The sequence below is a fragment of the Kitasatospora sp. NPDC059327 genome, assembly GCF_042752535.1.
In the GTDB taxonomy this organism is placed as follows: domain Bacteria; phylum Actinomycetota; class Actinomycetes; order Streptomycetales; family Streptomycetaceae; genus Kitasatospora.
The window spans coordinates 52,407-79,000 of the sequence record NZ_JBHYYB010000019.1 but is presented as its reverse complement, the minus strand read 5'-3'; the positions used below and the strand labels follow the sequence as shown (position 1 = coordinate 79,000).

At 74.7% G+C, this 26,594-nt stretch carries 24 protein-coding genes; 11 read left to right on the top strand and 13 right to left on the bottom strand.

Going from position 1 to position 26,594, the window contains the following annotated elements; all coding sequences use genetic code 11:
• Positions 1-18 precede the first annotated feature (18 nt).
• A complete protein-coding gene (locus ACFXHB_RS14550; protein ID WP_380574458.1) occupies positions 19-1,479 on the top strand; it encodes a DUF5685 family protein in 1,461 nt (486 codons plus the stop codon).
• A 200-nt stretch (positions 1,480-1,679) separates the two neighbouring features.
• On the top strand, positions 1,680-2,885 hold the full coding sequence (locus tag ACFXHB_RS14545; protein ID WP_380574456.1) for an alpha/beta hydrolase family protein: 1,206 nt from the start codon (positions 1,680-1,682) through the stop codon (positions 2,883-2,885).
• Positions 2,886-3,119: 234 nt separating this feature from the next.
• Here ACFXHB_RS14545 and ACFXHB_RS14540 read toward each other — a convergent pair whose 3' ends face one another.
• The 4 genes from ACFXHB_RS14540 to ACFXHB_RS14525 form a co-directional block, all read right to left on the bottom strand.
• On the bottom strand, positions 3,120-3,278 hold the full coding sequence (locus tag ACFXHB_RS14540; RefSeq protein ID WP_380574455.1) for a hypothetical protein: 159 nt from the start codon (positions 3,276-3,278) through the stop codon (positions 3,120-3,122).
• Between the two features lie 163 nt (positions 3,279-3,441).
• Positions 3,442-3,843: a pyridoxamine 5'-phosphate oxidase family protein gene (locus ACFXHB_RS14535; protein WP_380574454.1), complete on the bottom strand. Its 402-nt coding sequence runs from the start codon at positions 3,841-3,843 to the stop codon at positions 3,442-3,444.
• Positions 3,844-3,969: 126 nt separating this feature from the next.
• A complete protein-coding gene (locus ACFXHB_RS14530) occupies positions 3,970-4,602 on the bottom strand; it encodes an MBL fold metallo-hydrolase (RefSeq protein ID WP_380574453.1) in 633 nt (210 codons plus the stop codon).
• On the bottom strand, positions 4,599-5,684 hold the full coding sequence (locus ACFXHB_RS14525) for an S-(hydroxymethyl)mycothiol dehydrogenase (protein WP_380574452.1): 1,086 nt from the start codon (positions 5,682-5,684) through the stop codon (positions 4,599-4,601). Before ACFXHB_RS14525 ends, ACFXHB_RS14530 begins: the two co-directional genes overlap by 4 nt.
• Before the next feature lie 459 nt (positions 5,685-6,143).
• Here ACFXHB_RS14525 and ACFXHB_RS14520 point away from each other — a divergent pair, with 459 nt between their 5' ends.
• Entirely contained in the window at positions 6,144-7,430 is a 1,287-nt protein-coding gene (locus ACFXHB_RS14520) for a cytochrome P450 (RefSeq protein WP_380574451.1), read from the top strand.
• Positions 7,427-7,771 carry a ferredoxin gene (locus ACFXHB_RS14515; RefSeq protein WP_380574450.1) on the top strand — a complete coding sequence of 115 codons (345 nt, stop codon included), beginning with the start codon at positions 7,427-7,429 and terminating at the stop codon, positions 7,769-7,771. The genes ACFXHB_RS14520 and ACFXHB_RS14515 overlap by 4 nt, the downstream gene beginning before the upstream one ends.
• Before the next feature lie 149 nt (positions 7,772-7,920).
• On the opposite strand, the gene ACFXHB_RS14510 is transcribed toward ACFXHB_RS14515, so the two are convergent.
• Together ACFXHB_RS14510 and ACFXHB_RS14505 are read right to left on the bottom strand one after the other, a co-directional pair.
• On the bottom strand, positions 7,921-9,237 hold the full coding sequence (locus tag ACFXHB_RS14510) for a phosphotransferase family protein (RefSeq protein ID WP_380574449.1): 1,317 nt from the start codon (positions 9,235-9,237) through the stop codon (positions 7,921-7,923).
• 101 nt (positions 9,238-9,338) lie between these two features.
• Positions 9,339-10,085 (bottom strand): phosphotransferase family protein, encoded by a 747-nt coding sequence (locus ACFXHB_RS14505; protein WP_380574448.1) that lies wholly within the window; start codon positions 10,083-10,085, stop codon positions 9,339-9,341.
• On the opposite strand from ACFXHB_RS14505, the gene ACFXHB_RS14500 reads away from it, so the two are divergent.
• Both ACFXHB_RS14500 and ACFXHB_RS14495 read left to right on the top strand, forming a co-directional pair.
• The gene (locus ACFXHB_RS14500) at positions 10,084-10,326 is read left to right on the top strand and encodes a hypothetical protein (protein ID WP_380574446.1); all 243 of its coding nucleotides are present in this window, start codon (positions 10,084-10,086) and stop codon (positions 10,324-10,326) included. The two genes, ACFXHB_RS14505 and ACFXHB_RS14500, sit on opposite strands and share 2 nt — an antisense overlap.
• Positions 10,327-10,426: 100 nt before the next feature.
• A complete protein-coding gene (locus ACFXHB_RS14495) occupies positions 10,427-10,729 on the top strand; it encodes a hypothetical protein (RefSeq protein ID WP_380574445.1) in 303 nt (100 codons plus the stop codon).
• A 75-nt stretch (positions 10,730-10,804) separates the two neighbouring features.
• On the opposite strand, the gene ACFXHB_RS14490 is transcribed toward ACFXHB_RS14495, so the two are convergent.
• Together ACFXHB_RS14490 and ACFXHB_RS14485 are read right to left on the bottom strand one after the other, a co-directional pair.
• A complete protein-coding gene (locus tag ACFXHB_RS14490) occupies positions 10,805-11,704 on the bottom strand; it encodes a PhzF family phenazine biosynthesis protein (RefSeq protein ID WP_380574444.1) in 900 nt (299 codons plus the stop codon).
• Between the two features lie 121 nt (positions 11,705-11,825).
• Positions 11,826-12,920: a DUF5937 family protein gene (locus ACFXHB_RS14485; RefSeq protein ID WP_380574443.1), complete on the bottom strand. Its 1,095-nt coding sequence runs from the start codon at positions 12,918-12,920 to the stop codon at positions 11,826-11,828.
• 100 nt (positions 12,921-13,020) lie between these two features.
• Between ACFXHB_RS14485 and ACFXHB_RS14480 the strand changes: the two genes are divergently transcribed.
• The 5 genes from ACFXHB_RS14480 to ACFXHB_RS14460 all read left to right on the top strand — a co-directional run bounded on the left by ACFXHB_RS14480 (position 13,021) and on the right by ACFXHB_RS14460 (position 17,963).
• Complete coding sequence (locus ACFXHB_RS14480; protein WP_380574441.1) at positions 13,021-14,484, top strand: MFS transporter; 1,464 nt, start codon at positions 13,021-13,023, stop codon at positions 14,482-14,484.
• Between the two features lie 27 nt (positions 14,485-14,511).
• Complete coding sequence (locus ACFXHB_RS14475) at positions 14,512-15,099, top strand: hypothetical protein (RefSeq protein WP_380574440.1); 588 nt, start codon at positions 14,512-14,514, stop codon at positions 15,097-15,099.
• Between the two features lie 176 nt (positions 15,100-15,275).
• The gene (locus ACFXHB_RS14470) at positions 15,276-16,079 is read left to right on the top strand and encodes an MBL fold metallo-hydrolase (RefSeq protein WP_380574439.1); all 804 of its coding nucleotides are present in this window, start codon (positions 15,276-15,278) and stop codon (positions 16,077-16,079) included.
• Between the two features lie 6 nt (positions 16,080-16,085).
• Complete coding sequence (locus tag ACFXHB_RS14465) at positions 16,086-16,517, top strand: nuclear transport factor 2 family protein (RefSeq protein ID WP_380574438.1); 432 nt, start codon at positions 16,086-16,088, stop codon at positions 16,515-16,517.
• A gap of 186 nt (positions 16,518-16,703) precedes the next feature.
• Entirely contained in the window at positions 16,704-17,963 is a 1,260-nt protein-coding gene (locus ACFXHB_RS14460) for an NAD(P)/FAD-dependent oxidoreductase (protein ID WP_380574437.1), read from the top strand.
• Positions 17,964-18,209: 246 nt separating this feature from the next.
• Here the strand turns inward: ACFXHB_RS14460 and ACFXHB_RS14455 are convergent, their stop codons facing one another.
• The 5 genes from ACFXHB_RS14455 to ACFXHB_RS14435 all read right to left on the bottom strand — a co-directional run bounded on the left by ACFXHB_RS14455 (position 18,210) and on the right by ACFXHB_RS14435 (position 26,172).
• Complete coding sequence (locus ACFXHB_RS14455; RefSeq protein ID WP_380574435.1) at positions 18,210-18,902, bottom strand: O-methyltransferase; 693 nt, start codon at positions 18,900-18,902, stop codon at positions 18,210-18,212.
• A 148-nt stretch (positions 18,903-19,050) separates the two neighbouring features.
• A complete protein-coding gene (locus ACFXHB_RS14450; RefSeq protein ID WP_380574434.1) occupies positions 19,051-20,658 on the bottom strand; it encodes an alpha/beta fold hydrolase in 1,608 nt (535 codons plus the stop codon).
• Positions 20,659-20,926: 268 nt separating this feature from the next.
• On the bottom strand, positions 20,927-22,207 hold the full coding sequence (locus ACFXHB_RS14445) for an MFS transporter (RefSeq protein ID WP_380574432.1): 1,281 nt from the start codon (positions 22,205-22,207) through the stop codon (positions 20,927-20,929).
• Between the two features lie 225 nt (positions 22,208-22,432).
• On the bottom strand, positions 22,433-24,214 hold the full coding sequence (locus ACFXHB_RS14440; protein ID WP_380574431.1) for an ATP-binding cassette domain-containing protein: 1,782 nt from the start codon (positions 24,212-24,214) through the stop codon (positions 22,433-22,435).
• Positions 24,211-26,172 carry an ABC transporter ATP-binding protein gene (locus ACFXHB_RS14435; RefSeq protein WP_380574430.1) on the bottom strand — a complete coding sequence of 654 codons (1,962 nt, stop codon included), beginning with the start codon at positions 26,170-26,172 and terminating at the stop codon, positions 24,211-24,213. Before ACFXHB_RS14435 ends, ACFXHB_RS14440 begins: the two co-directional genes overlap by 4 nt.
• Positions 26,173-26,594: the final 422 nt, after the last annotated feature.

Genomic DNA, 26,594 nt, shown 5'->3' with positions numbered 1-26,594 from the left:
CGCAGGACAGGGGGGATCATGTTCGGCATCATCAGGCCGTGTCGGCACCGGCTGTCCGAACGGTTGCGGGCCTCGTGGACGGCCCATCTGTGCGGGCTCTGCCTGGCACTCCGGGACGACCACGGCCAACTCGCCCGGACGGCCACCAACTACGACGGTCTGATCATCTCGGTCCTGGTCGAGGCGCAGAGCGCGAAGGACGACACCTCCTGGCGCCGCACCGCCGGGCCCTGCCCGCTGCGCGGGATGCGCACCGCCCCGGTAGCCAAGGGCGAAGGGGCCCGGCTGGCGGCCGCCGTCTCGCTGGCGCTCGCCTCGGTGAAGATCCGCGACCACGTCGAGGACCGGGACGGCGTGTTCGCCCGCCGACCGGTCGCCGCCGGGGCCCGCGCGATGACCAGGCGCTGGGACCGCAAGAGCGCGGGCGGCGCCTCGGCGGTCGGCTTCGACACCACCGTCCTGCTCGACGCGGCCGCCCGCCAGGCCGAGTTGGAGCGCGGGCTGCCGCCGGGCGGGTCCGTCCTGCTGGTCACGGAGCCCACCGAGAGCGCCACGGCGGCGGCGTTCGCGCACACCGCCGCCCTGGCCGGCCGGCCCGGCAACACCGAACCGCTGGCGGAGGCGGGCCGCCTGTTCGGCCGCCTCGCCCACCTCCTGGACGCCGCCGAGGACCAGGCCGAGGACGCCGCGAACGGTGCCTGGAACCCGCTCACGGCCACCGGCACCGACCGGGCCGAGGCGGAACGCCTCTGCTGGGACGCCGTCCACGGCATCCGGCTCGCGCTGCGCGAGGTGGAGCTGACCGACCGCGCCCTGGTGCACGCCCTGCTGGGGCACGAGACCGAACGGGCCGTGGAGCGCGTCTTCGGCCCGGCCGCGCACACCGCCTCCTGCCGCACCCGGACGACGCCCGCCGACGGCTCCGCCCCACACGGGCACGGGGACAGCGGGCACGGGGCCGGCGAGCACGGGGCCGGTGAGTACGGGGGCGGTGAGTCCGGGGGCGGTGAGTACGGGGGCACCGGGCACAAGGCCGCCGAGCAGAAGGCCGTCGAGGACCGGAACGGCGGACGGCTTCCGCTCGGCGCCGACCCGCGGCAGGCACCGCCCCGCCAGGACCCGCCCCGCCAGGACCCGGACCAGGCACCGCCGGCCGGTCCGAACGCGCCGGTCCCGCCCTGGGTGCCGCAGGGCCCCGGGTTCACCCCGCCCGGCGGCAAGCCCCCGCAGCGCCGCAACCTGCTAGCCGGCTGCGCGGTCTGGGCGCTGATGGCCTGCACCTGCCAGCTGATGTGCTGCTCGCACGACGATCCGTTCTCGCGCGAGCGCAAGGAGGGGTGGTGCGAGCGGCACGACGGCGACTGCGGTGACTGCTGCGACTGCGGCAACTGCTGCGACGGCTGCGGGGACTGCTGCGGGGACGGCGGGTGCTGCGACAGCTGCGGCTGCGACGGCGGCTGCGACTGCGGCAGCTGCTGAACTCCGCGGCGCCCCGTACGGGCCGGGGCAACTCCCGCTCGGCACGGGGCACCTGAGTCAACCCGAGGTGACGACCTGAGGGGGAGGCGGGGTCGTCCCCGAGGCCGGGCCGCCGGGCGTGGCGGCTCCGACCTGCGGCGTACGGCGGTTCCGCCGTACGCACGACGACCCGCCGACCGCACACGATCTAACGTGGCGTCATGTCGAAGCTTCCCTGGCGCCGCGCTGCCGCGCCACCGCTCCCCCTCGCCCTCGCCCTCCTGTTGCCCGTCGCCCTGCTGCTCGGTCTGGTCGGACCGCAGGCCGCGACGGCGGCGCCCGTCCCCGCCACCGGCCGGGCCGCGCTGCCCGCCGCCGCACCCCCCGACGCACCACAGGTCCCCGCGCCCACCTCCCGCCGGCCGGTCGGCACCACCTCGGCCCAGCTGGTGGACACCGGCCGGCGCGACCCCTGGCGCGCCGACGCGGCCACCCGCGAACTGATGGTGACGTTCTGGTACCCGGCCCTGTCCTCACGCGGCGCGCGGGCCCCGTACATGTCCGCGGAGCTGTCCACCGCGCTGTTCGGAACCCCGGAGCTCGCGACCGTGCGCACCGGCGCCGCGGCCGGTGCGACGCCCGCCCCGGGCCGGCACCCGCTGGTCGTGCTCTCCCCCGGCTTCGGCTACAGCCGCACCTCGCTCACCGGCCTGGCCGAGGACCTCGCGGCGCGCGGCTACGCGGTGGCGGCCCTCGACCACACCTACGAGACGGCCGTGCAGTTCCCCGACGGCCGGGTGGAGGCCTGCCTGATCTGCCGCCGGACGGACGACCGGCTGGGGCCCGAGGTCACCCTCAGCCGGGCCCGGGACATCCGGTTCCTGATCGACCGGCTGACCGCCCCCGGCCCGGGACCGGTCCGCGGTCTCCGGATCGACCCGTCCCGGATCGGCGCGGCCGGCCACTCGCTCGGCGGCGCGAGCGCGGTCGAGGCCATGCGGGAGGACAGCCGGATCCGCGCCGCCGCCAACCTGGACGGCGACTTCTTCACCCCGCTGCCCACGGACGGCCTCGCCCGCCCGGTCCTCCTGCTCAGCGCCCGGCGCAGCAACGACGCCCCCGGGGCGGCGGCCAACTGGGAGGAGACCTGGAAGCGCCTGACGGGCTGGAAGCGCTGGCTGGACCTCCCCGAGGGCGGTCACCTGTCCTACTGCGACATGCCCTGGCTGCTGGACGCCTTCGGGGTGCGCGACCAGATCCCGCCGGAGACCGCGCACGGCCAGTACGGCAGCCTCGGCGGCGAACGCGCGCTCGCCGCCACCCGGACGTATCTGGGCGCCTTCTTCGACCGGCATCTGCTCGGCCGTCCGAGCCCCGAACTGAACCGCCCCTCGGCGAACTACCCGGAGGTCCGCTTCGTGAAGTAGCCCGCGTCCACGCCGACGCCCACCTACGGGCCTGTGCCCACCTACGGGCCGACACCCACCTGCGGGCCGGTCCCCGCGCCCCGGGCGGGTTCGGCCGGGGGCGGCACCGTCACGGGCGACGGGCCCGGCAACAGGCCCGACACCGGGCCGGACACCGAACCCGACACCGGTCCGCGCTGCCAGAGCGGCAGCACCGCGACCGTCCCGCAGCCACCAGCGGCCACCGACCCGGCCTCACACATCGGACCACGCCTGGGCGGCCGCCCGGCGGTCCTCCGTCAGCGACTCCCCCAGGCGAGCCAGCAGCACGCGGAACTGTTCCGCGTCCTGCTCCGTCATCCGCCCTTCGGGCAGAGCCCGCACGCCCTGCTCCTCGACCGTTCCCTCGTCCATGCCTCTGACGCTAGGCGCCGGCGATCAACGACCGATAAACACCCGCGTCACGGAGGTACCACCAGGACCACGAAGCCCACCACCGAACCCCCACCACCGGCGCCCACCAGCGGCGCCCACCACCGGCCGCGGCGGCGGGTGGCGTCGACACGGTCGCGGCGGGCTACGCCCGGCCGAGCACCCGACCCACGGTGATCTCGATGACCACCCGGTCCGGGTTCACCCGGGGCTCGCGATACCGCTCGGTGTACCGGCGGACGGCGTCGGCCACCGCGTCCGGCTCGTCCCGCACCACGGCCACGCCCTCCAGCGTGGACCAGCGCGCGCCGTCCACCTGGCAGACCGCCACCCGCATGCCCTCGGCCCCGGCCGCCAGCACATTGCGCACCTTGCGGCTGGTCCGGCTGCTGATCACCCGCGCGGTCGCCGTCTCCGGCTGGTACGTCACGCCCACCGGCGCCACGTGCGGCGAGCCGTCCGGGCGCTGGGTGGTCAGGGTGGAGATGTGCCGTTCCCGCCAGAAGGCGAGGAAGGCGTCGTCGAGCTCGCGCGGATCATGGGCCATGCCCGCGATCGTACGACGCCCGGCCCGGTGCTCTGAGCACCGGGCCGGGCGTCGTACCGGCGGGCCGACCGGGCGTCCTGCCCTGCGGTGCGGCAGGCCGCGGGAGCCGTGGGACGTCGGGGGGGGTCAGTGGCCGCGGGCGATCCACTCGGGGAGCCCGGGTGCCTCGGCGGCGATCGTGGTGGGGTCGCCGTGGCCGGTGCGGACCACCGTCTCCGGGGGGAGGGCCAGGAGGCGGTCCCGGATCGAGTCGATGATGGTCGGGAAGTGCGAGAACGACCGGCCGGTGGCTCCCGGGCCGCCCTGGAAGAGGGTGTCGCCGGTGAAGACCGTGCCGAGGTCCGGAGCGTAGAGGCAGACCGCGCCGGGCGCGTGGCCCGGGGTGTGCAGCACGGTCAGCTCGGTGCCGGCCACCTCGATCCGCCCGCCGTCGGCGAGTTCGCCGTCCGGCAGCCGGTCGGGGTGGGTGAGCTTCCAGAGCGGCAGGTCGTCCGGGTGCAGCAGGATCGGAGCGCCGGTGCGGGCCGCGAGGTCCGGGGCCGCGTCGATGTGGTCGTTGTGCGCGTGGGTGGAGACGATCGCCAGCAGACGACGCCCGCCGAGGGCCGCCTCGATCGCCTCGGCGTCGTGGGCCGCGTCGATCACCACGGCCTCGACGTCGTCACCGACGATCCAGACGTTGTTCTCCACCTCCCAGCTGCCGCCGTCGAGGTCGAAGGTGCCGGCGGTGACCAGCCGGTCGATCCGTGCGCCGCTCACAGGATCACCACCGAACGGAGCACATCGCCCTCGTGCATCCGCGCGAACGCCTGCTCCACGCTGTCCAGTCCGATGGTCTCGGTGACGAACGCGCCGAGGTCCAGGCGGCCCTGGAGGTGGAGGTCGATCAGCATCGGGAAGTCCCGCGACGGCAGGCAGTCGCCGTACCAGGAGGACTTCAGCGCGCCGCCCCGGCCGAACACGTCCAGCAGCGGCAGCTCCAGCTGCATCTCCGGCGTCGGAACGCCGACCAGGACGACCGTGCCGGCCAGATCGCGGGCGTAGAACGCCTGCTTGTACGTCTCCGGGCGGCCGACCGCCTCGACCACGACGTCCGCGCCGTTGCCGTCGGTCAGCGCGCGGATGGCCTCGACCGGGTCGGTGGTGCGGGAGTTCACGGTGTGGGTGGCGCCGAGCTTGCGCGCGGTGGCGAGCTTGCGGTCGTCGATGTCCACCGCGATGATCTTCGCCGCGCCGGCCAGCCGCGAGCCGAGCACGGCCGCGCCGCCGACCCCGCCGCAGCCGATCACGGCGACGGAGTCGCCCCGGCCGACGTTGCCGGTGTTGATCGCGGCACCGATGCCCGCCATCACCCCGCACCCCAGCAGGCCCGCTACGGCCGGCTCGGCCGCCGGGTCGACCTTGGTGCACTGGCCGGCCGCGACCAGGGTCTTCTCCGCGAACGCGCCGATCCCCAGGGCCGGGGACAGCTCGGTGCCGTCCAGCAGCGTCATCCGCTGCTTGGCGTTGTGCGTGTCGAAACAGTACTGCGGGCGCCCGCGCCGGCAGGCGCGGCACTGGCCGCAGACCGCGCGCCAGTTGAGGACGACGAAGTCACCGGGGGCGACCTCGGTCACGCCCTCGCCCACCGACTCCACGATGCCCGCCGCCTCGTGGCCCAGCAGGAACGGGAACTCGTCGTTGATCCCGCCCTCCCGGTAGTGCAGGTCCGTGTGGCAGACGCCGCAGGCCTGGATCCGCACCACCGCCTCGCCCGGCCCGGGGTCGGGTACGACGATCGTCGTCACCTCCACGGGCGCGCCCTTGGCACGCGCGATGACTGCCTTCACCTGCTGGGCCATCCGATTCCACCTCCGTCGGCCGATGCGGCTCTGCACCGGCGTGACCTGCGACAAACGACTTGCCCACGAAGCGTATCGTCCGGGCAGGGCCGCACCCGGCGAACGGCCCCGGTGATCCCGCTCACCGCCGCACGGGCGTCAGGGGCGCGCGGCCGGAGCCGAGCGCCCGTCATCGGCCCCCCAACCACCCCGCGTTGGCTGGAATCGTTGCTGACTGTGGCTCGGTGCCCACGTACGGTCGTAACGACCCGTCCGACTCACCCGCCCCGTCCGCCCACGCGCCCGAACTCACCGACCGGACCCGACCCGCCCCGGACCCGACCCAGACCCGACCCGCCCCGGCCGACCTGACCGAATCGCCCCGGCCCGACCGACCCATCCCCTCCCCGCGCACCTCCCCGGATCCACCCCCCGTCGGGCCACCCCCTGTGGCCCACCGCCCTGGAGTCTGGAGTACGGATGTCCGCCGAGAACAGTGCCACCCGTGCCACGACCGGCCCCGCCGAGGCCCCCACGCCCGGCCCGCCCCACCCGACCACGCTGCCCCACCCGACCACGGCGACCGCGCTGCCCCCGTTGCCGCCGCTGCACTGCCTGCGCCGCCTCGAACCGGGTCCGCCGCGCCTCGGCGCGCTGCCCACCGGCACCCCGGTCTGGCTGGTCAGCCGTCACGCCGATGTGCGACAGGTGCTCGCCGACCCCCGCCTGGGCCGCGCCCCGCTGTACGCGCCCGACGCGCCCCCGCTCACGCTCGCCCCGAACCTCCTGGACGACCCCCAGGGCATCCTGAACCTCGACGGTACCGACCACCAGCGGCTGCGCCGCACGGTGCAGCGGGCGTTCACCCCGCGCGCGATCGCCCGCTGGCGCCCCTGGGTGGCCTCCGTGGTCGAGGCGCTGCTGGACGAGTTGATCGACCAGGGCTCCCCCGTCGACATCATCTCCGGCTACACCCGACCGCTGCCGGTCGCCGTGATCAGCCGGCTGATGGGCCTCGACGGCCTGGACGGCAAGCGCCTCGCCCACTGGAGCGACCACGCGCTCTCCACCACCGCGCACTCCGCCGAGGCGGTCCGGGTGGCGATGGAGGAGTTCGCCGACTTCGGTGCCGGCCTGATCGCCGAACGCCGGACGGCGCCCGGCGACGACCTGGTGAGCGGACTGCTCGAAGCGGCCCGGGAGAGCGACGGCATCACCGAGCGTCAGTTGGTCTCGCTGGTGATCGGCCTGGTGGTGGCGGGGCACGAGACGACCATGACCATGCTCGGCAACGCCCTGGTCTATCTGCTCGGCGACGGCCGCGAGGCCTGGCACCGGCTCTCCTCCGACGAGCAGAGCGCGGCCGCCGCCACCGAGCAGTTGCTTCGGGCCGTCCCGCTCGGGGACGGCGATGTGCTCCCCGGCCTGTTCCGGCACACCGTGGAGGACGTGGAGATCGGCGGTGTGGTCATCCCGGCGGGCAGTGTGGTCGCCGCCGACACCCGGACCGCCAACCACGACCCCGAGGTCTTCACCGGAGATCTGCTGACCGAGCTGTTCTCGCCGTTGGCCGCACCGATGTACACCTTCGGCGCCGGGCCGCACCACTGCCTGGGCGCCTGGTTGGCCCGGATGGAACTGGAGTTGGCCCTGCACCGCCTGGCCCGCCGGCTGCCCTCGCTCCGGCTCGCCGGGCCGGCGGAGTCCATCGACTGGCGGCGCGGGCTGCTGACCCGCAGCCCGAACACGCTCCAGGTCGCCTGGTGACGCCGGACGCGGCCGGCCACGCCCCGGCGGCGGGCGGCGCCACCCAGGCGGACGCGGTGAGCACGGCGGCCGCCGGGCCGACCTCCCGGGAGGAGCCGGTGGTGGTCCGGGTCGACCGGAGCCGCTGCATCGGTTCGGGCATGTGCGCGCTCACCGCCCCCGGCTCGCTGGCGCTGGGCGCCGACGGGTTGTCCCGCCCGGTGCGGGAGTCCGGTCCCGACGGTGCGCCGGCCGGCGAACGGCTGACGGAGGAGCTCCTGGAGGCCGTCGACTTCTGTCCGGTCGAGGCACTCGCGCTGCACTCGGCCCTCGACGGCCGTCTGGTCGCCCCGTCCGAGTGAGACCGTCGGCGCCGCCGCTCCGCAGCACGGAGGGCGGCGCCGACGGCCCGCCGAGCGCAGCGGGCCCGCCGAGCGCACCGGGCGCAGCGGCCCACCGGGCACGACCGCCCACCGGGTGCCGCCCGCGCCGGCCCGCACGGTTTCGCCGCTCAGCCCCGTGCCGCGCCCTCGGGGCCCGCGCCCGTTCGGGCCAGCGCGGCCCGGATCTCGTTCACCGGATCCTCCTCGTGGTACGGGCGCTCACTGGTCTCGACGTGGTCCAGGAACTCCTGGTACCGCACCGCGTAGGCCAGGTGGTAGAGCGGCTCGACCAGCTTCAGCGCCCGCTCCGGGTCCGCCCCGGGGGCGTGCTCCCGCCAGGCGCGCGACCACACCTCGGCGACCTGCGTCCACCGCTCCTCGGACACGTACTGTCGGGGGCGCAGGCCGTCCATCGCCGGGTGCCCGAGACAGGAGTCCGCGTAGTCGACGACCACCGTCCGGGTGCCGTCGGAGCGCCAGTTGCCGGGGTGGAAGTCCCCGTGCACCAGTGTCTCGGGCAGTCCGCAGGCGGCCAGGTCGGCGACCAGCGCGGGCAGCCGGGCGGCGAGCGCCCGGGCGGCGGCGAGCTCCTCGACCGTCAGCGGCCCCCCGGCCGGGCCGGAACCGTCCGCACCACCCGGCGCCGCAGCACTCAGCCGCGCCGCCTTCTCCAGACGGTCGAGCAGCGCGTCCACCTGCGCGAGCAGGACGCGCGGGGTGCGGTCGCGCAGCCCGGACGCGGCCGCCCGGCCGTCGGCGGCGAGGGCCGCCTGGGCGGCGACCAGCCGCGGCACCACGTCGGCGACCTCCTCGGCGGACGGGCCCCAGCAGTCCTCCCCGGGCACGTGGTCGAGCAGCAGCCGCCCGTGCGCGGGGTCGGCGCCGAGCACCGGTGGCACCAGCGTGGGATCGACGCTGCCGAGCAGCGCGATCACCTCTCCCTCGCGGGAGTTGAACGCCGGGTTGATCGCCTTCAGCCAGGCGTCGACGCCGGTCGCCGTCCGGTAGCGGAACAGACCGGACAGGTTCCACGTCCGGACCTGCTCGACCGGACCGGCCACCGGGCGCCCCACCTCGCGCAACGTCCGCTCCGCCCAGTCGAGCGCGGACCGCAGCCCGGACGCGGTGGCCCAGCCGGCCCGGCGCTCGGCCGGTCCGAGCAGGGCCGCGATGTCGGCGCCCTGCTGACGCGGCACCAGTCCGGCCGGGCGCTCCAACGCTTCGACGTGGTAGACGACATGCCCGCCACTGCCGCCGCCACCCTCGGCCACCTCGGCGAGCCGGAGCACCAGCACCGGCACCCCCAGCTCCTCCGACACCCGCTCGACCACCGGCGCGGCGGCCGACCACCACCCCCCGTCGACCTCGAACGGCCCCACCGGGCCGAGGTACTCGCCTTCGTGGGTGAGATGGATGCCGACCGTGCGACCGCGCTGTTGTCCCATTCGGGCAGGTTCGGACATCCCGCTCCACCGGCACAACCGGTTTTCCCGCGCCCTGCGCCGCCCCCGGGCGAACACCCACGGGCCGGTGCGCCCGGGCCGCCTCACATCCGGGATCTCAGCACGTCGACCTCACAGCCCGGTGTGAAGGGGTCGAAGCCGTGCTCGACCAGCCAGCGGACCGCCAGCAGGCTCCGCAACGACCCCCACGCGCGGATCACGTCGAGGTCGACGGCGGTGCCGTAGCCGGCGATGACGTCGTCGAGGTGCTCCTCGTGTCCGAGCGTGAAGGTGGCGAGGTCGTACAGGGCATCGCCCCGGCCCGCCTCGGACCAGTCGATGATGCCCGTCACCTCGTCGCCGTCGACGAAGACGTGCGCGATCTGCAGGTCGCCGTGCGTGAAGGCCGGAGTCCACGGCCGGAACGCGGCCTCGGCGACCCGGCGGTTGCGCGTGACCAGGTCGGCGGGCAGGACGCCGTTCGTCACGAGCGACGCGCACTCGGAGTCGAGTTCCGCCGCCAGCGCGGCGATGCTCCGGCCGGCCCGGCCCGGCCAGGAGGGCGGCGACGCGTCGTGCAGCTCCCGGATGGCGGCGCCCGCCGCGGCCCACGCCGCAGACGACCCGGTCGACGGCCCACCGAGGCGCCCGAGCGTGCTGCCCGGAACGGCGGCGAGCGCGAGCACGGGCGGCTTGCGCCACAGGACCTCCGGCGTCGGAACCGGCGCCAGGGACATCGCCTCGACCTCGATGTCGATGCGCCCCTGATCGGCGTCCACCTTCAGGAACACGTCGCCGACGCGCAGCGTCGCCCGCTCGGCATGGGCGACGACGATCTTGACCTCATCCATGAGCGACCAGTATCCGGCGGACCACCGCCGACGTCGCCGGGTTTTCGCCCGCACCCACCGGCGGGCCGGGCCGCCCGGCGAACGACCGCCGCGCCCACCGCGTCACGACGTCCACGGCTGCCGCTCGACGGGCGAGGACACCCCGTGGGGCGGCGACCGGCGCCGCACCGGCAGCCCCGACACGCTCGCCGCGCTCCGACCGATCCGGGCCGCCCGCCCGGACGGCGCGCCGTCCACCTGACCCCCGACGGCCTCTCCGCCCGCGACGGCACGAGGATCCGCCGCCGGGGCGGACGGGCCCCGGCCACCGCCGCCGGACAGTCATTGCCGACACTTCCGTCATGGGAAGAGCACGGAAGCCGTACTGGCGCACGATCGGGACGCCGAGGGCGCTCATCCTCTACCGCACGCCGGACCGGTGGCGGTTCGCGGTGTCCTTCGAAGCCCCGGGCGGCATCGCCGACGGTGCCCTCGACCACCCCGCGCCCTCGTGCGAGCCCGAGACCGCACAGGCCGCACTCCACCGCAGAGCGGAAGAGCTCACCCACCGGGCGCTGGAGGTCTCGTGGCAGCCCGCCGATCAGCCGGATCAGTGGATTGGACTCGTCACCAGGGCCGGACCACTACCCGACGCCGATCGCTGAGCCGCCCTCGACAGGCCACGCGGCACCCCGGTGCTGCGTGGCCGCACCCCCGGTGGACCTGGTGCCGTCACCGCACTAGGGGATCGCCACCCCCGCTCCCGAGACCCGGACGCGGTTGTCGCCCTCGCGGAGTTCGACGCCGAGCACGCCCGGGCGGCCGAGGTCCTCGCCCTGGTGGAGGGTCAGGACGGCCGGTACCGTCACCGCGCCCCGCTCCCGCAGGTAGGCGCCGAAGGCCGCGGCGGCCGCGCCGGTCGCCGGGTCCTCCACCACGCCGCCGACCGGGAACGGGTTCCGGACGTGGAACACGTGCTCGCTCTCGCGCCAGACCAGCTGGAGGGTGGTCAGCCCGCGGGCCGTCATGTGGGCCGCCAGGCCGTCGAAGTCGTAGTCCAGCCGGGCCAGCCGGTCACGGGTGGCGGCCGCCAGCACCAGGTGCCGGGCACCGGCGTAGGCGATCCGCGGCGGCAGCGCCGCGTCCAGCTCCTCGGCCGACCAGCCGAGCAGCGCGAGCGCTTCGGCGACATCGGCCTCGTTCACCTCCTCGACGTGCGGCTCGACACTGGTCAGGGTGGCGCGCAGCGTGCCGTCCGCGCCCTTGTCCACGTCGATCGGCACCTCGCCGGCCGCGGTGGCGAAGACGTAGCGGCCGGGGCCCGACCGCTCGGCGAGCGCGACGGCGGAGGCCACGGTGGCATGGCCGCAGAACGGCACCTCCAGCAGCGGACTGAAGTACCGCACGGCGTAGCCGGCCCCGGCCCGGCCCGCGACGGCGGCGGCCGCCGCGTCCGGTACCAGGAAGGCCGTCTCGGAGTAACCGACCTCGGCGGCGATGGCGAGCATCCGCTCCGCCGAGAGGCCGGCGGCGTCGAGCACCACACCGGCCGGGTTCCCACCGGCCGGGTCGCCGGCGAAGGCGGCGTAGCGCAGGATGTCGGTCTCGGGAACGGCCGCCGGTGCATCGTCATTGATCATGATCGCTCGAACGCCTCCCCTTGCCCTCCTGTTCCCGGCCGCCGACCCGACCCGGGGGTGCGTCCGGCGCCGCACGCCCTGGGGCCCCACCGAGCGCGCCCCCGTGGCACCGTCAGCACCGTCAGCGCAGCACCGCCTCCAGCAGGTCGGAGCCCAGCCGGGCGCTGTTCGTCAGATCGAGCTGGTAGAGCATGTACCGCCCGCGCCGCCGGGTGGTGAGCAGCCCGGCCCGGCGCAGCACCGCGAGATGCCGCGACACCTCGGGTGCGCTGAGGTGCCAGGCCGCCGCCAACTCGCCCGTGGTGTGCGGGCCGCGCGCCATCGTGCGTGCGAGCCGGAGCCGGACCGGATGGGCCAGCGCCTCCAGCCGCTGCTGCACCACGGCGAGCGAGACCGGTTCGGGCAGCCCGCCCTCCGGGATCGGGTACTGCACCACCGGCCGCCACCCGGCCGCGTGCACCACCAGCAGGTGCGGGTACCCGAACGCGGTCGGGATGAACGTCACTCCCCCGGCGGCGGCCCTGGTGGCGTTGTCCTGCAGCTTGTCGACGACGATCCGCCGCCTCCCGTCCGCCAGCTCCTCCAGCGCCACCGAGGGGGACACCGCCGCGAGCGCCTCCTCGGCGCCGTGCCGGGCGAGCAGGTCCGCCTTGTGCCGGGCGTCGGCGGCGAGGTCCGGCAGCACCCGCTGCCAGGCCTGCGTGAAGAAGGCCTCCCCGCACTCCTCCAGCATCCGCCGGACCAGGGCCCGGACGGCCGGCGGGTCGGCGAACAGCCGCTCGGTGAAGTCGGCCTGCCGGGGCCCCCGGGCCAGCGCGAGCTCCCGGGCGCGCTCCTGCGCCACCGGGTCGGTGAGCGGCGAGGCACGGCGGTCGCCGAGCCGGGACGTCCCGCAGCTCATCGTGACGGCGGCCCGGACGTACAGTTCGTCGTCGATCCGGTCGACCGCGTCCAGTTCGTCGGCCAGGGTGGCCCCCGGCAGACCGGGGACGAGGAAGTCGGCGCGCGAGGACCGCCACAGGAAGTCGGCCTCCGACAGGCGCTCGGACAGCTCGGGAGAGATCGAGGCCGCCGTGCTCGCCGCCCAGCCGTGCAGTGCGGGATGGTGCCCGGGCTCAGCGAGGACGTGCAGCATCGCCGTCAGCTCGGCCAGCGGCGAGGGCGTGAAGTGCAGGTGCCCGTCGGGCAGCGCGGTGACGTCGATGCTGAGGCTCACCCCCTGATCCTGCCAGCCGGGTGCGGGGGCTCCGCGCTCGATTGACGGGAGTCGTCAATCGACGTGCTCAGGGACGGTTCCGGGGCGCACGGTACCGGCCATGACCCCGCTCCAGCAGAAGTCCCGCTCCGGTGGCAGCGCCGCCCGTGACGGCCGCCCGTCGGACCCGCCCACCGCCCCGCCCACCCGGTCGCACGACGAGCCCGACGGCCCGCCGCGTCCGAAGCCCGACGGCCCCGTAGGCACCGAACCCGACGGCCCCGTCCCCGTACGCACCGGTCCCGACGAGCCGCCGCGGGCGAGGGCCGCCGCGCTGCTCACCGACCCCGCCGCGCTGTTCGCCCTGCTCACCGCCGCCGGCGGCCGCCGCTACGCGGCCGCGCTGCTGGTGGACGCCCTCGGGACCGGTCTGCTCCGCCCGTTCCTGCTGCTCTACGGCATCGGCGTGCTGCGGCTCGACGCGGGCACGGTCGGTCTGGCGATGTCCGTCGGCATGGTGGCGGGCCTGCTGGTGCTCCCGCTGACCGGACGCTGGATCGACCGCGGCGCGCGCAGCCTCCCGGCGGCGGCGACCCTGCTGGTCCGGGCGGCCGGCGCGGTGGCGCTGCTCGTGGCGGACGGCCTCGGCGGGTTCACGGCGGCCGCCGTGCTGCTCGGGATCGGCAGCCAGTCCTGGCCGACCACCCACGCGGCCGTGGTCAGCACGCTCACCGAGGGGCGCGTCAGGGACGCGGCCCTGGCCGCCGGCCGCACGCTGCGCAACGCGGGCCTGGGCGCGGGCGCGCTGCTCGCCACCTTCGCCGTGGCCGGTGGATCGGGCGCGATCCGGCTGCTCGCCGGGGTGACGGCCGCCGCGTGCCTGGTCGCGGCGGGTCTGGTGCACTCGCTCCGGGTCACCGCGACCGGTCCCACACCCGGCGCCGGCCCCCGCCCGGCAGCGGACTCCCGCCGGGCAACGGACTCCCGCCGGGCAACGGACTCCCGCCGGGCAGCCGGGCCGGCGCTGCGCCGGATCGGTCTGCTGAGCGCCGCCAACCTCCCCTACGCGTTCTGCTTCGACGTCCTGGAGGTGGCCCTGCCCGCGGTACTCGTCCTTCACCTGCACGCCTCCCCGGCCTGGTCCTCGGGCGTGTTCGTGGGCAACACCGTGCTGGTGATCACGCTCCAGCTGGCGATCGTGCTCCGCCTCGGCAACCGGTCCCGGCGGGCCGTGCTGGCCACCTCCGGCGCCGTCCTCGCCCTCTCCTACCTGGGCTTCTGGGCGGCCACCGCGATCGGCGGCACGGCCGGAGCGGCCACCCTGGCCGCCGTCTCGGTGCTCTTCACGCTCGGCGAGATCCTCTACACCGGTTCGGGGACGGCCCTGGTCGCCGCCACCGCGCCGCCCGGGCTGCTCGGGCGGGCGCTCGCCCGCTGGGAGGTGTCGATGGGCATCGGCCGCGCGCTGGCCCCGGTGGTGCTGACCACGCTGCTGGCCGTCGGACCGGGCGCGCTCTGGCCGGTGCTGGCGGCCGCCACCCTGCTCGCGGCGGCGGCGGTCACCAGGCTGGCGCCGAAAGGGTGACGGAACGCCGGTGGGACGATCGTCCCCATGGCCGTCACCGTGTACCAGCAGCGACTCCGCGACCGCTTCCTCGCCCCGGCCGTCACGGCGCCACCCGCGCCGTGGCGGCCGGTCGGGCCCGGCCAGATCCCGGTCGGCGGACTGCTCGGGATCGGCTTCGCCACCGACCCGGCCACCGGGGGTGACCTCGTCCTGGTGGTCTCCACCGGCGGGCACGGCCTCTTCGACGCGACGACCGGCGAGAAGATCGCCCGAGTGTACGAACCGGACGAGGAGCCGGACGGCCCGGATCTCGCCTGTCCCGGCATCGGTCCGATCGCGGACGTCCGCGTCCCGGTGGCCGGCTTCCACGGCGGCGGGCTGCACACCGGCGGCGACGACGGCTGGCACGTCGAGGTCGTGGTCCCGGAGTGGCCGAACGAGCGGGTCCTGCTCTGCACCGGCCGCGGCCCGTACGAGGGCGAGCACGGCGAGACCTGGTGGCATGTGTTCCACTCCTCCTGGTCGACCTTCCGCGCCGCCGGCTTCTCCCCGTCGGGGCGGACCCTGGCGGTGGCGACGAGCAGCGACCTCACCCTGTGGACCCTCGCCGGGGAGCCGGCGAACCGGCCGTGAAACCCCCGCCGCCCCGGGCCACGGTTTCCTCCCGCCCCTCCCGTCCGCCGCCCCTCCCGCCCCCTGTCCCCCGTCCGCCCCGCCCGAGGTGCGGGCCCACCGCCGCTCGCCGATGCTGGGCGGCGACGCGTGCCCGGTGTACGGCGGCCGGGCCGGCCCGAGGAAGGACACCCCGCATGAGTTCCCTCGACTTCGAGGTCGTCGACGGCCCCGACAGCTCGCTCAACAAGACCTCCGTGCTGGTGACCGGGCCCACCGACGCCCTGCTGGTGGACGCCGGGTTCACCCGCTCCGACGGGCGCCGGCTGGTCGAGCGGATCCGGGCCACCGGCAAGCGGCTGACCACGGTGTTCGTCAGCCACGGCGACCCGGACTTCTACTTCGGCGCGCAGGAGGTGCAGGACGCCTTCCCGCAGGCGCGCTTCCTGGCCACGGCGTCCACCGTCGAGCACATCCGGGAGACGTACGAGGGCAAGCTCAAGGCCTGGGCACACCTCGGACCGGAGCTGCCGACCCGCCTGGTCCGGCCGGAGGTGCTGCACGGCGACGAGGTCGTCTTCGAGGGGCACCGGTTCGAACTGCGCGGGGCCGACTTCCACCTGCCGGACCGGCACTACCTCTGGCAGCACCACCACCGGGCGCTCCTCGGCGGGGTGCTGCTCTTCGAGGGCCTGCACGTCTGGACCGCCGACACCCCGACCCCCGCGCAGCGGGCCGCCTGGATCGATCTGCTGGACGGTATGGAGGCGCTGGAGCCGGAGTTCGTGGTGGCCGGTCACCGGACCGCCGACGCGCCCACCGACAGCAGCGCGATCGTGCACACCCGCGACTATCTGCGCGCTTTCGAGACGGAGATCGGCCGGACCGCCGACGCGGCGGCGGCCAGGGCGGCGCTGGAGCGTCGCTACCCGGGGCTCGGCATGGCACTGGCGGTCGACCTCGGGACGAAGGTCGCCAAGGGCGAGATGGTCTGGGGCTGAGCCGCGATGATCGAGATCCCGAAGTCCGAGGCGTCGTTCGCCGAGTCCGACGCGCCCGCCGACGTGGTGCGCCGCCAGTACCTGGCCTCGGCGCGCGGCGACCTGGCCGCGCTGCGGGCCACCCTGGCCGAGGACGTCGAGTGGACGGAGATGGCCGGCTTCCCGCTGGCCGGTACGTACCGGACCCCGAAGGGCGTCACCAACGGCGTGATGGAACGGCTGGCCACCGACTGGGAGGACTGGACGGCGCACGACGACCGCTACGTGGTGGCCGGTGAGGACGTGGTGGTGCTGGCCCGCTACACCGCGGTCAACCGGGCCACCCGCCGGCCGCTCGCCGTGCGGGTGGCCCATCACTTCACCGTGCGCGGCGGCCGGATCGTCCGCTTCGAGCAGTTCGTCGACACCGCACTGGTCCGCGACGCCATGACGCCCTGACGCCATCACACCCTGACGCCATCACACCCTGACGCCTGACGTCCCGACACCGCGCCCCTAAACCCCGCACACCCTCGCTTCACCCGTTCGGGGGAGCCTGTCGCGGCGCGCCTCGCGTGGCCTCGACAGGCCCTTCGGCCGGCGGCAGGCTGTCCGTGATTCCGGCCGGAGAGCGAGGGGTTCAGCATGACCACGGACACAGCGGGAACGGACGACGGCAGCGGGCACGAGCGGCCGTTCGTCATCGTCGGCGCCTCCCTGGGCGGTGCGAAGGCGGCCGAAGCCCTGCGCGAAGCCGGTCACCGGGGCGGCATCGTCCTGATCGGCGCCGAGCACGAGCGGCCCTACGAACGACCGCCGCTCTCCAAGGGCTACCTGCTCGGCAAGACGCCGCGCGAGAAGATCTACGTCCATCCGCCGCAGTGGTACGCCGACCACGACGTGACGCTGCGCCTGGGCACCACCGTCACCTCGGTCGACCCGGCCGCGCACACCGTCACACTCGCCGACGACGGCCGGATCGAGTACGCGAAGCTGCTGCTCACCACCGGTTCGGTACCGCGCCGGCTGCCCGTGCCCGGCGCGGACCAGGAGGGCGTGCACTACCTGCGCCGGGTCGAGGACAGCGACCGGATCAGGGCGGCACTGGCACCGGGTGCCCGGGTCGCGGTGATCGGGGCCGGCTGGATCGGCCTGGAGACGGCGGCCGCGGCCCGGACGGCGGGCGCCGAGGTCACCGTGCTGGAGGCGGCCGAGCTCCCCCTGCTACGGGTGCTCGGCCGCGAGGTCGCGCAGGTCTTCGCGGACCTGCACCGCGACCACGGGGTCGACCTGCGGTTCGGCGCCCAGGTCGAGGAGCTGACCGGCAAGGACGGCGCGGTCACCGGCGTCCGGCTCGCGGACGGGACGACGGTGGCGGCGGACACGGTGATCGTCGGCATCGGCATCGCCCCCGACACGGCGCTCGCCGCCTCGGCCGGGCTGGAGCTCGACAACGGGGTGAGGACCGACCAGCACCTGCGCACCTCCGACCCGGACATCTACGCGGCGGGCGATGTCGCCAACGCCTTCCACCCCCTGTTCGGCCGCCACATCCGGGTCGAGCACTGGGCCAACGCGCTGAACCAGCCGCAGACCGCCGCCCGCGCGATGCTCGGCCAGGACGCGGCCTACGACCGGGTCCCGTACTTCTTCACCGACCAGTACGACCTGGGCATGGAGTACACCGGCTACGTCGAACCCGGCGGCTACGACCGCGTGGTCTTCCGCGGCGACCCCGCCACCCGCGAGTTCATCGCGTTCTGGCTCGACGGCGGAAGGGTCCTCGCGGGCATGAACGTCAACGTCTGGGACGTCACCGACCCGATTCGCGACCTCGTCCGCACCGACCGGGTGGTCGACCTCGACCGGCTGACGGACCCGGGCATCCCCCTCGACGAGGTCTGAGCCGACACAGGCGCTCCGGGTGGAGCGCACCGCGAAGAGCCCCCGGTTCACGTCCGACAACGTGAACCGGGGGCCGTCAGGGAGGCGACCCGGGCCCGCACGGACAGGCGACCGAAGGCCCCGCACCACCCCCCTGGACAGTCCTCCCGGGCCCACCAGGTCGCCCGGTCAGTGGCTACCGATCTGGCCGGAGAACACCGACCACGGCCACGTACGGCACCGCCACCGGCCCGATCGGCGCGCCCGTCAGCCGGTGACCAGGGCGAGGACGAAGCCGTCGTAGCCCTTCTCCCCCACGGTCTGCACGGCGGTGGCGGTCAGGCGGGGGTGCGCGGCGATCTGTTCGGTGAAGGTGCGGACGCCCTGGACGCGCGGGTCGGTGCTGGCCGGGTCGGTGACGGCGCCGTCGCGCACCACGTTGTCGCCGATGATCAGGCTGCCGGGGCGGGTGAGGCGCAGCGCCCACTCCAGGTAGGCCGGGTTGCTGGGCTTGTCGGCGTCGATGAAGACCAGGTCGAAGGGGTCGCCGCCCTCCTGCTCCAGCTGCGGCAGGGTGTCCAGGGCCGGGCCGGTGCGCAGTTCCACGACATCGGCGAGTCCGGCCCGTTCGATGGTGCGGGTGGCGACGGCGGCGCACCGCTCGTCGGCCTCCAGGGTGACCACCCGGCCGCCCGCGGGCAGCGCGCGGGCGAGCCAGATGGTGCTGTAGCCGCCGAGGGTGCCGATTTCCAGCACCCGGCGCGCGCCGTGCACGCGGGCCAGCAGGGCGAGCAACTTGCCCTGGTTGGGCGCCACCTGGTGCGGGGGCAGACCGGCCGCCTCGCTGTCGGCGACGGCGGCGAGCAGGGCGGCGTCCTCCTCGACCAGCAGCGCGTTGAAGTAGCTGTCGACGGCGGTCCAGGTCTGCTGCGGGTCGGGGCGGCCGGTCTCCGTGGTCATCTGAGGGTTCCCTTTCCGTACTGAGTGAGTTCCGAAGAGAAACTTACCCCGTGGCCGGACCGGACGCGGCACCGGCCCCCTGCCGCGGGGGCAGGGGGCCGGTGATCGGTCGGGTGCGGGCCGTCGGGAACCGGCCGTCGGGGTGCGGTCAGGCCACCGGCGGGAAGGCGTCGGCGTCAGGCTTGAGGAGCTGGCCGGGGGCCGGCACCGCCTGGTTCACCAGGTAGGAGGTGACCAGCTTGTTCAGCTCCTTGCTCCGGCCGACCGCGCAGTGCTCGACCACGTCGACACTGACCAGCACGGCGCTGCCGAGCTGGCGCTGCATGCGCTTGGCGAAGGTGTACTGGGTGGCCGGGTCGAAGGTGTTGCCGATCACCATCACCGGGGTGGCGGTCCGCCGGTTCCACGGGCCGGTGTAGCGCTCGACGTCGCGTGCCGGGGCCGGCCAGGTCGCGCAGGCGGGTGCGTCGAAGGCCTGGTAGCGGCCGAAGGTCGGCGCGTCGCGCTCCCAGGAACGGGCCGCGTTGGCGAAGACCCGCGGGTTCGACGGGTAGGGCTTGTCCTGGCAGTTGACGCCGTAGTAGGAGTCGTCGGCCGAGTACGGGGTGTCCGCCGGGGCCTCGCGCAGCGCGGCGGGCACGGTCACGGCCAGGACGTTGGCGTCGTCGGTGTTCTTCGGCGCCGTCAGGGCCGGGGCCTTCTGCTGCCGGAGCACGTCGTCCAGCGCCTGCAGCGAGGTGGCCAGCGGCGCCTGCCGGCTCTGCGCGTAGAGCGCGTTGGCGACCTGACTGGTGAAGCTGGACAGCGTCACCTGGGTGCCGTTCGGCAGGGTGACCGGGGAGGTGCGCAGGTGGTCGCGGATCGCGTCGAACCTGGCCCGGGTGTCACCGGTGCCGAAGGCGCAGCGCGGCGCGCCGGCCGCCTTGCAGCGCTTGAGGTACTCGTCCAGCGCGAGTTCGAAGCCGTCCGCGCGCTGCCTGTCGTACTCAAGGCCGTTGTGCAGCCGCAGATTCGGGTCGACGTTGCCGTCGATGATCAGGGCGCGGACCTTGTCGGGGTACATGTTGGCGTAGGTGGCACCGATCAGCGTGCCGTAGGAGAACCCGGCGAAGCTGAGCTGACGGTCACCGACACCCCGGCGCATCCGGTCGAGGTCGCGGACGACGTTCTCGGTCGACATGTGCTCGATCAGCGGGCCGGCGTTGCGGTCACAGGCGTCGGTGTAGTCCCGGGTGGCGGCCAGGGTGCCGTCGATCTCGGCCTTGGTGACCGGCACCCCGACCAGTCGGTCGAAGACGCCGTTGGCCTCCTCGTCGGTGGTGAAGCACTTCAGCGGGTTGCTCCGGCCGACGCCGCGCGGGTCGAAGCCGACCAGGTCGAAGCGGGCCTGGACCTCGGGCTCGAAGCGGGTGGTGGTCGCCCAGAGGTAGCCGCTGCCGCCCGGTCCGCCCGGGTTGAGGAACAGTGAGCCGATCCGCTTCGCCGGGTCACCGGCGCGCCGGCGCAGCATGGCGATGCCGATCTTCTCGCCGGACGGGTCCGCGTAGTCCAGCGGCACGGGGTAGACGGCACAGTCGTAGATTCCCGGGTCCGGTTTCGTCGGGTCGGGATTGCACGGTGTCCAGGCGACCGGATCGACCCGGGCCTCGGCGGCCGCCGGGCCAGGATCCGGTGCCGCCGACGCGGCGACGGCGGTACCGGCGACGAGCGCGAACGCGCTGGCGACCGCCAGCGCAAGACTGGTGATACGGGACACGTAACCTCCTCCGGTTCAGCAAACCCGGTCAGCCTGGCAGCCGGTGCTCGGGAGGGGAAGACCACGTACGGTCGTAGATTCTTCTGGCTTGACGTCACCTGTCCGGCAATTTCCGGTATCGGAGCCGGTTCTGGCGCAAAATCCACCGCACTGTGACCGTACATCGCCACCCCGGGACGGGAGGGCAAAGCAGGCAGGACAGTCGGGACAAGCGGACAGTCTGGACAAGCGGGAGCGACGGGTCAGGGCGGGCGCCGGTGACGGCCGGTCAGGCCCGCGCGGGCACGGCCTCCGGTGCCTCGTCCGTCACCGCACCCCCGGCCGCGCTCGCCGCCGCCGCTCCCGGGCGCCGCCGCTCCGCCCACCGCACGGCCGGCCCCATCGCCCAGCCCGCCGCCGCGAAGAGCCCGCCCAGCAGCAGCCAGCCGGGCACGCCCCAGGTCAGCAGCAGCGTGGTGAGCAGCAGCGGCCCGACCGTACGGGCCACCGCCACGCCCGAACCGAAGAAGCCCTGGTACTGGCCGGTCTGATGGGCCGGCGCCAGGTCGAAGGCGATCTGCCAGGAGCCGGCCGACTGCCGCAGCTCACCGGCGACCTGGAGCACCGCCGCGGCAACCAGCAGCGCGCCCAGCGCCCAGAGCGGCAGGCCCCCGGCCGCCGCCAGCGCGAAGACCCCGCAGGAGGCGAGCAGGACGAACCCGGCCTCGCGCACGGTTCGCGCGGCCGTCCGCAGCCCGGTGACGCGGCGGGCCACCCGCACCTGGAACAGCATCACCCCGAGCGTGTTGAGGACGAACAGGGCCGAACCCAGCCAGCCGAGCCCGGGCGCCCGGTCCGCGATCCAGAGCGGAATCACCAGGCTGAGCAGCGGCATCCGCAGCAGCAGCACGGTGTTGAGCAGCGTCACGACGGCGAACGGCCGGTCGGAGAGCACCTCCAGCTTGGGCGCGGCACCCGTCCGGTCGCGGCCGGGCTCCACCACCGGCAGTCGCAGCAGCATCAGCCCGGCCGACAGGAAGCCCAGCGCGGTGACCAGGAAGGCGACGAGGAAGGCCGCCCTCGTCCCGACCGTCAGGACGACGCCGCCGAGCGCCGCGCCCAGCGCCAGGCCGGCGTTGAGCGTCGACTGCAGCCGGGCGAGCAGGGCCGTGCGCTCCGCGCGGGTCACCAGGCCGCCGATCAGCGCCTGGCGCGCGGCGGTGAGCCCGGACTGGGTGGTGGCGTAGAGGGAGGCCGCGACCAGGAACGCCGCGAAGGACTGGACCACCAGGAAGGAGGCCACGACCGCGCCGGTGGCGACGGCCAGCAGCACCGCCGTTCCCCGCGGCCCGCGTCGGTCGGCGAGGTGGCCGAGCGGGACTCCCGCGAGCGACCCCACCGCCCAGGCCAGCGCGAGGCCCAGCCCCAACCGGGCGGGCGAGAGCCCCACGATCCGGGTGAAGTACAGGGCCGAGCAGGTGAAGTACGCGCCGTCGCCGATCGAGCTGATCAGCTGGGCGGCGGCGAGGGTCCGTCGGGCCCCGGCCGGCGGAATGGAACGAATCGACACAGCTCTCCCGGGTCGGGCGGCCGTCGGCCGCTCGGTCGCACTGACAGGATCAATGCTAGGGAGCAGGTGTACCGCTGGAAAGGGCCAGTGATCTTCCTCGGGAGTGGGCCACTTGGGAGCGGGAGGCCCTCCTCGGGACGGCGGACCGCAACAGCCGGGCGGCGGGGACGGGGACGGCGGCGGGGGCGGGGGCGGGGGCGGGAGAACGGTCCCGCCCCCGGCCGCTCACCGGTAGACGCGGGCCTGCAGACGGTACAGCTCGGCGTACAGGCCGGCCTCGGCCGCGAGTTCGGCGTGGCTGCCGACCTGCGACACCCGCCCGCCCTCCAGCACCACGATCAGGTCCGCCATCCGCACCGTGGAGAAACGGTGCGACACCAGCAGGGTGATCGCGCCGGTGTCGGCCCGGGCCTGCGCGGCGAGGTCGGCGAAGCGCTCGAACAGGGCGTGCTCGGCGGTGGCGTCCAAGGCCGAGGCCGGTTCGTCCAGCGCCACCAGCAGCGGGCGGCGGCGCATCAGCGCCCGGGCCAGACCGAGCTTCTGCCACTGTCCGCCGGAGAGTTCGGCCCCGTCGCCGTAGCCGCGGCCGAGCAGCCCGTCGAGGTCGCCGTCGACGCGGGCCAGTGCCGCGCCGCAGTCGGCGGTCTCCAGCACCTGCCCGAGCGCGGCGTCGTCGTCCAGCCGCTCAAGGTCCCCGATGCCCACGTTGTCCCGCAGCCGCAGCTCCAGCCGGGCGAAGTCCTGGAACAGGGTGGCCACCCGGCGCTGCCAGAGCCTCGGGTCGCACTCCTCCAGGTCGACGCCGTCGACCAGGATCCGGCCGGCGGTGGGTCGGTAGAGCCCGCACAGCAGCTTGACCAGGGTGCTCTTGCCGGCCCCGTTCTCTCCGACCACGGCGAGCGCGGCGCCCGCCGGGATGTCCAGGGTGACGTCGTCCAGTACCGGGCGCTCCTGGCCCGGGTACCGGAAGGTGACGCCCTCCAGTCGGATGCCGGCCGTCATGGCGTCGGGGACGACGCCGGCCGCCGCGGCCTCCGGGCGCGGCTCGCGCAGCCCGTCCAGCCGCTGCAGGGTGCGGCCGGCGCCCTGCAGCACCGAGAGCAGTGTGAGCGCGCTGGAGACCTGCAGACTGACCTGGGCCGCGAGCGTGATGACCAGGATGACGTCGCCGATCCCGGCGCCCACCCCGGCGTTCACGGTCTGCCGGGCCACCAGGTAGATCGCTCCGCCGTACGCGGCGGCGAAGGCCAACTGGCCTGCCGCGCGCAGCAGTCCGGCCATCGCGTGGGAGCGGGCCAGGGTGCCGGTGGCCCGCCGCCAGTCGCGGCCGTGGCGCTCGACGAGCACCGACGCGGCGCCGGACAGCCGGATCTCCTTCACGGAGGCGTGGGTGGTGGCGAGTTCGAGCAGGTGCCGGCCCAGCCGGTTCTCCGGCGCGGTGGCCTCCTTGCCGCGGTCGACCAGGAGTTGGGCCCGGTTGCCGACCAGCACCGGCACCACGGCGAACAGCGGGAGCAGCAGCAGCCACGGGTTGAGCAGGCCGAGCAGTACCGCGGTGACGGCCATCTGCAGCCCCAGGCCGCCGAGTTGGAGCACCGCTTCGAGCGCGGCCCGGGTGCGCGGAAGCTCCTCGCGGATCAGGGTGAGGGCATCGGCGACATCGGCGCGGTCCAGCTTCTCCAGGCCGCAGTCGCCGTGGGCGATCGAGATCACCTCGGCCTGCAGGCTGAGCTCCTCCAGTTCGCCCAGCTCGAAGTAGGAGAGGTGGGCGAAGTGGTTCATCGTCAGTTCGACGACCAGCAGCAGGGCCGTGGTCAGTGCCAACCAGGTGGCGGCCGATCCGGTGCCGTCGATCGCGGCCGTGGTCAGCTCCTTGAGGCTCACCGCGATCAGCGGCGTGGCCAGGTAGCCGACGGTCATCAGCAGGACGGCGTGGGTCAGCCGGCGGGAGTCGCAGTGCGCGGCGAGCCGCAGCAGGCGGCGCACGGCGTGGAACAGTGTGGTCATCGGGCACCCACCGGGCGCATGCTGCGGTCCTCTTCCTGTCCTTCGGCCCGGTCGTCGTCGGAGCTCCCACCGGAGTCCTCGTCGCGCGCGAACCGCTCCGCCTGGATCCTGAACAGCTCGGCGTAGCGGCCGTCGAGCTCCATCAACTCCTCGTGGGTGCCGCTCTCCACCACGCCGCCGTCGGCCAGCACGACGATCCGGTCCGCGCGCCGCACGCTGGAGAAGCGGTGCGCGATGATGACGCTGGTGATGCCCTCGGTCATCTCCAGGAAGCGGTCGAAGAAGGCCGCTTCGGCCCGGACGTCGAGTTGTGCGGTGGGCTCGTCGAGGATCAGCAGCGAGGCCCCGGCGTCCACGGCGAGCAGCGCGCGGGACAGCGCGATGCGCTGCCACTGCCCGCCGGAGAGGTCGCTGCCGCCCTCGTACTGGGTGGACAGGACGGTGTCCAGGCCCTTCGGGAGCCGCGCGACGATCTCGGCCGCACCGGCCCGCTCTGCGGCGGCGAGCAGCGCGGCGCGGTCGCCGAGCAGCTCCGGGCGGCCCATCCCGATGTTCTCGGCGGCGGTGAGCTGGTAGCGCGTGAAGTCCTGGAAGATGACGGCGATCCGGCGCTGCCAGTCGGCGGCGGGCAGCCCGGCGAGGTCGGTGCCGGCGGCGGTGATCCGGCCCTCGGTCGGCCGGTGCAGCCCGGCCAGCAGCTTCACCAGGGTGGTCTTCCCGGAGCCGTTGAGCCCCACGATCGCGGTGGACCGGCCGGGCAGCAGCTCCAGCTCCAGCCCGCGCAGTACCTCGGGACCGTCCTCCTGGTAGCGGAAGGCGACGCCCTCGAAGCGGATCGGGCCGTCGACGGCGGGCGGCCCTTCGCCGGCCGGGCCGTCGAGGGCGGTGCGCGGCACGGGGACGCCGGCCCGCGCCAGGGCCTCGAAGCGGACCAGCGAGTCGTAGGCCGCCAGCCCGTACTGGGTCTGGACGTCGCTCTCCGGGAAGTAGACGCCGAAGCGCATCGGGATCAGCACCGCCTGGAGGGCCACCGAGAGTTGGAGCAGTGACAGCGTGCCGTCGGATCCGCTGCGGGCCAGGACGACCAGCGCGGCGCCGCCGCCGAGCAGGCCGACCACCGCGAGGCCGACGAAGGGCCAGAAGAGCAGCCGGCGCCGACCCGTCCAGAGCGGCTCCAGGTAGTCGCGGGCCTCCTGCTCGTGGCGGCCCAGCAGCCAGGGCAGCAGCCCCAGCATCCTGGTCTCCTTGGCGAGTTCGGGACCGCCGGCGGCGCGGCGCAGGTAGCCGACCCGGCGGCGCGGACCGGCCAGCGACCCCAGCAGGGTCGCGAAGCGCCCGAGCGAACCGCGCTGGCCGAAGCGGATGACCAGCGCGGTGACGGCCACCATGACCCCGGGGGCGACACCGAGCGTGACCGTCACCATGACGGCGGCACCGGCGAGTTGGGCGTAGCGGGCGACCAGTGCCAGGGCCCCGGCGGCGGCGTCGCCCGGGGTGGGCCGGGCCCGGTCGAAGGCGCTGCGGGCGTCCGAGAGCAGGTCGAGCACGTCCTGCCGTTCCAGCTCGGCGGCGGGCAGGTCGTTCAGCGCGCCGTTCATCAGCCGGCCGATGCAGGCGCCGTCGACCCGACGGGTGACGATCTCACTGATCACGGTCTGGAACGGGGTCAGCAACTGCTGCAGGACGAACGCCCCGACGGCGATGCCGAGTGCCGAGGCGACCTTCTCCCAGGCCGCCCCCGCGGTGCCCCCCGCCGCCGCGGCGGCCGGGATCTCGGCGATGACGCGGCTGGTCCAGGCGATGAACGCGATCGGCAGCAGTCCGACCACGAGGTGGACGAGTACGGCCGGCACGAGCAGACCGGCACCGGCGTGGCGCAGCAGCTCGACAACGGCGCGCCAGCGCCTGATGCGGCTGCCGAGCCATCCGGCGTCGGCAGACGGAACGGAAGACGGCACCTTGAAAACCCCCGTGGACAGATGTGCTGACGAAGCCGCCGGGCCGTTGTGCCGCTGGACCGACGAGCCGAGTGAACTGGGAGACGCGAACCGGACGGACGGAGCCGGTGAACCGACGAGCAGGGAGAGCGGACGCGGGAAGCGCGTCGACCGCGGTCGTTCGTACCGGTGCTGGAAGACACCCCGAAGCAGGACCGGCGGCTGTGCGGCGCGAGCAGGAACCTCGGGGTACCCGGGCGGTCGGCGGAGGGGGCGGGCGTGGGTGACATCCGATTTTGTTCCGCTGCTGCTCATGATCGTGCGCCGCGATCAGCTTGGACTAGACCAGTAGTCACGTCAAGGAATTCGCGGAACTGCCGGCCCCGGGCGGACCCGGCGGTTCGGCCCGGCCGGCCGGGCCGGCCGGGCCGCCAGAAGGTGCT

What these genes read in the sequence shown, in the direction of transcription:
- ACFXHB_RS14550 (WP_380574458.1), top strand. Translation starts at nt 19, where the DNA reads ATGTTCGGCATCATCAGGCCGTGTCGGCACCGGCTGTCCGAACGGTTG.
- ACFXHB_RS14545 (WP_380574456.1), top strand. Translation starts at nt 1,680, where the DNA reads ATGTCGAAGCTTCCCTGGCGCCGCGCTGCCGCGCCACCGCTCCCCCTC.
- ACFXHB_RS14540 (WP_380574455.1), bottom strand. Translation starts at nt 3,278, where the DNA reads ATGGACGAGGGAACGGTCGAGGAGCAGGGCGTGCGGGCTCTGCCCGAA.
- ACFXHB_RS14535 (WP_380574454.1), bottom strand. Translation starts at nt 3,843, where the DNA reads ATGGCCCATGATCCGCGCGAGCTCGACGACGCCTTCCTCGCCTTCTGG.
- ACFXHB_RS14525 (WP_380574452.1), bottom strand. Translation starts at nt 5,684, where the DNA reads ATGGCCCAGCAGGTGAAGGCAGTCATCGCGCGTGCCAAGGGCGCGCCC.
- ACFXHB_RS14520 (WP_380574451.1), top strand. Translation starts at nt 6,144, where the DNA reads ATGTCCGCCGAGAACAGTGCCACCCGTGCCACGACCGGCCCCGCCGAG.
- ACFXHB_RS14510 (WP_380574449.1), bottom strand. Translation starts at nt 9,237, where the DNA reads ATGGGACAACAGCGCGGTCGCACGGTCGGCATCCATCTCACCCACGAA.
- ACFXHB_RS14500 (WP_380574446.1), top strand. Translation starts at nt 10,084, where the DNA reads ATGAGCGACCAGTATCCGGCGGACCACCGCCGACGTCGCCGGGTTTTC.
- ACFXHB_RS14505 (WP_380574448.1), bottom strand. Translation starts at nt 10,085, where the DNA reads ATGGATGAGGTCAAGATCGTCGTCGCCCATGCCGAGCGGGCGACGCTG.
- ACFXHB_RS14495 (WP_380574445.1), top strand. Translation starts at nt 10,427, where the DNA reads ATGGGAAGAGCACGGAAGCCGTACTGGCGCACGATCGGGACGCCGAGG.
- ACFXHB_RS14490 (WP_380574444.1), bottom strand. Translation starts at nt 11,704, where the DNA reads ATGATCAATGACGATGCACCGGCGGCCGTTCCCGAGACCGACATCCTG.
- ACFXHB_RS14480 (WP_380574441.1), top strand. Translation starts at nt 13,021, where the DNA reads ATGACCCCGCTCCAGCAGAAGTCCCGCTCCGGTGGCAGCGCCGCCCGT.
- ACFXHB_RS14475 (WP_380574440.1), top strand. Translation starts at nt 14,512, where the DNA reads ATGGCCGTCACCGTGTACCAGCAGCGACTCCGCGACCGCTTCCTCGCC.
- ACFXHB_RS14470 (WP_380574439.1), top strand. Translation starts at nt 15,276, where the DNA reads ATGAGTTCCCTCGACTTCGAGGTCGTCGACGGCCCCGACAGCTCGCTC.
- ACFXHB_RS14465 (WP_380574438.1), top strand. Translation starts at nt 16,086, where the DNA reads ATGATCGAGATCCCGAAGTCCGAGGCGTCGTTCGCCGAGTCCGACGCG.
- ACFXHB_RS14460 (WP_380574437.1), top strand. Translation starts at nt 16,704, where the DNA reads ATGACCACGGACACAGCGGGAACGGACGACGGCAGCGGGCACGAGCGG.
- ACFXHB_RS14455 (WP_380574435.1), bottom strand. Translation starts at nt 18,902, where the DNA reads ATGACCACGGAGACCGGCCGCCCCGACCCGCAGCAGACCTGGACCGCC.
- ACFXHB_RS14440 (WP_380574431.1), bottom strand. Translation starts at nt 24,214, where the DNA reads ATGACCACACTGTTCCACGCCGTGCGCCGCCTGCTGCGGCTCGCCGCG.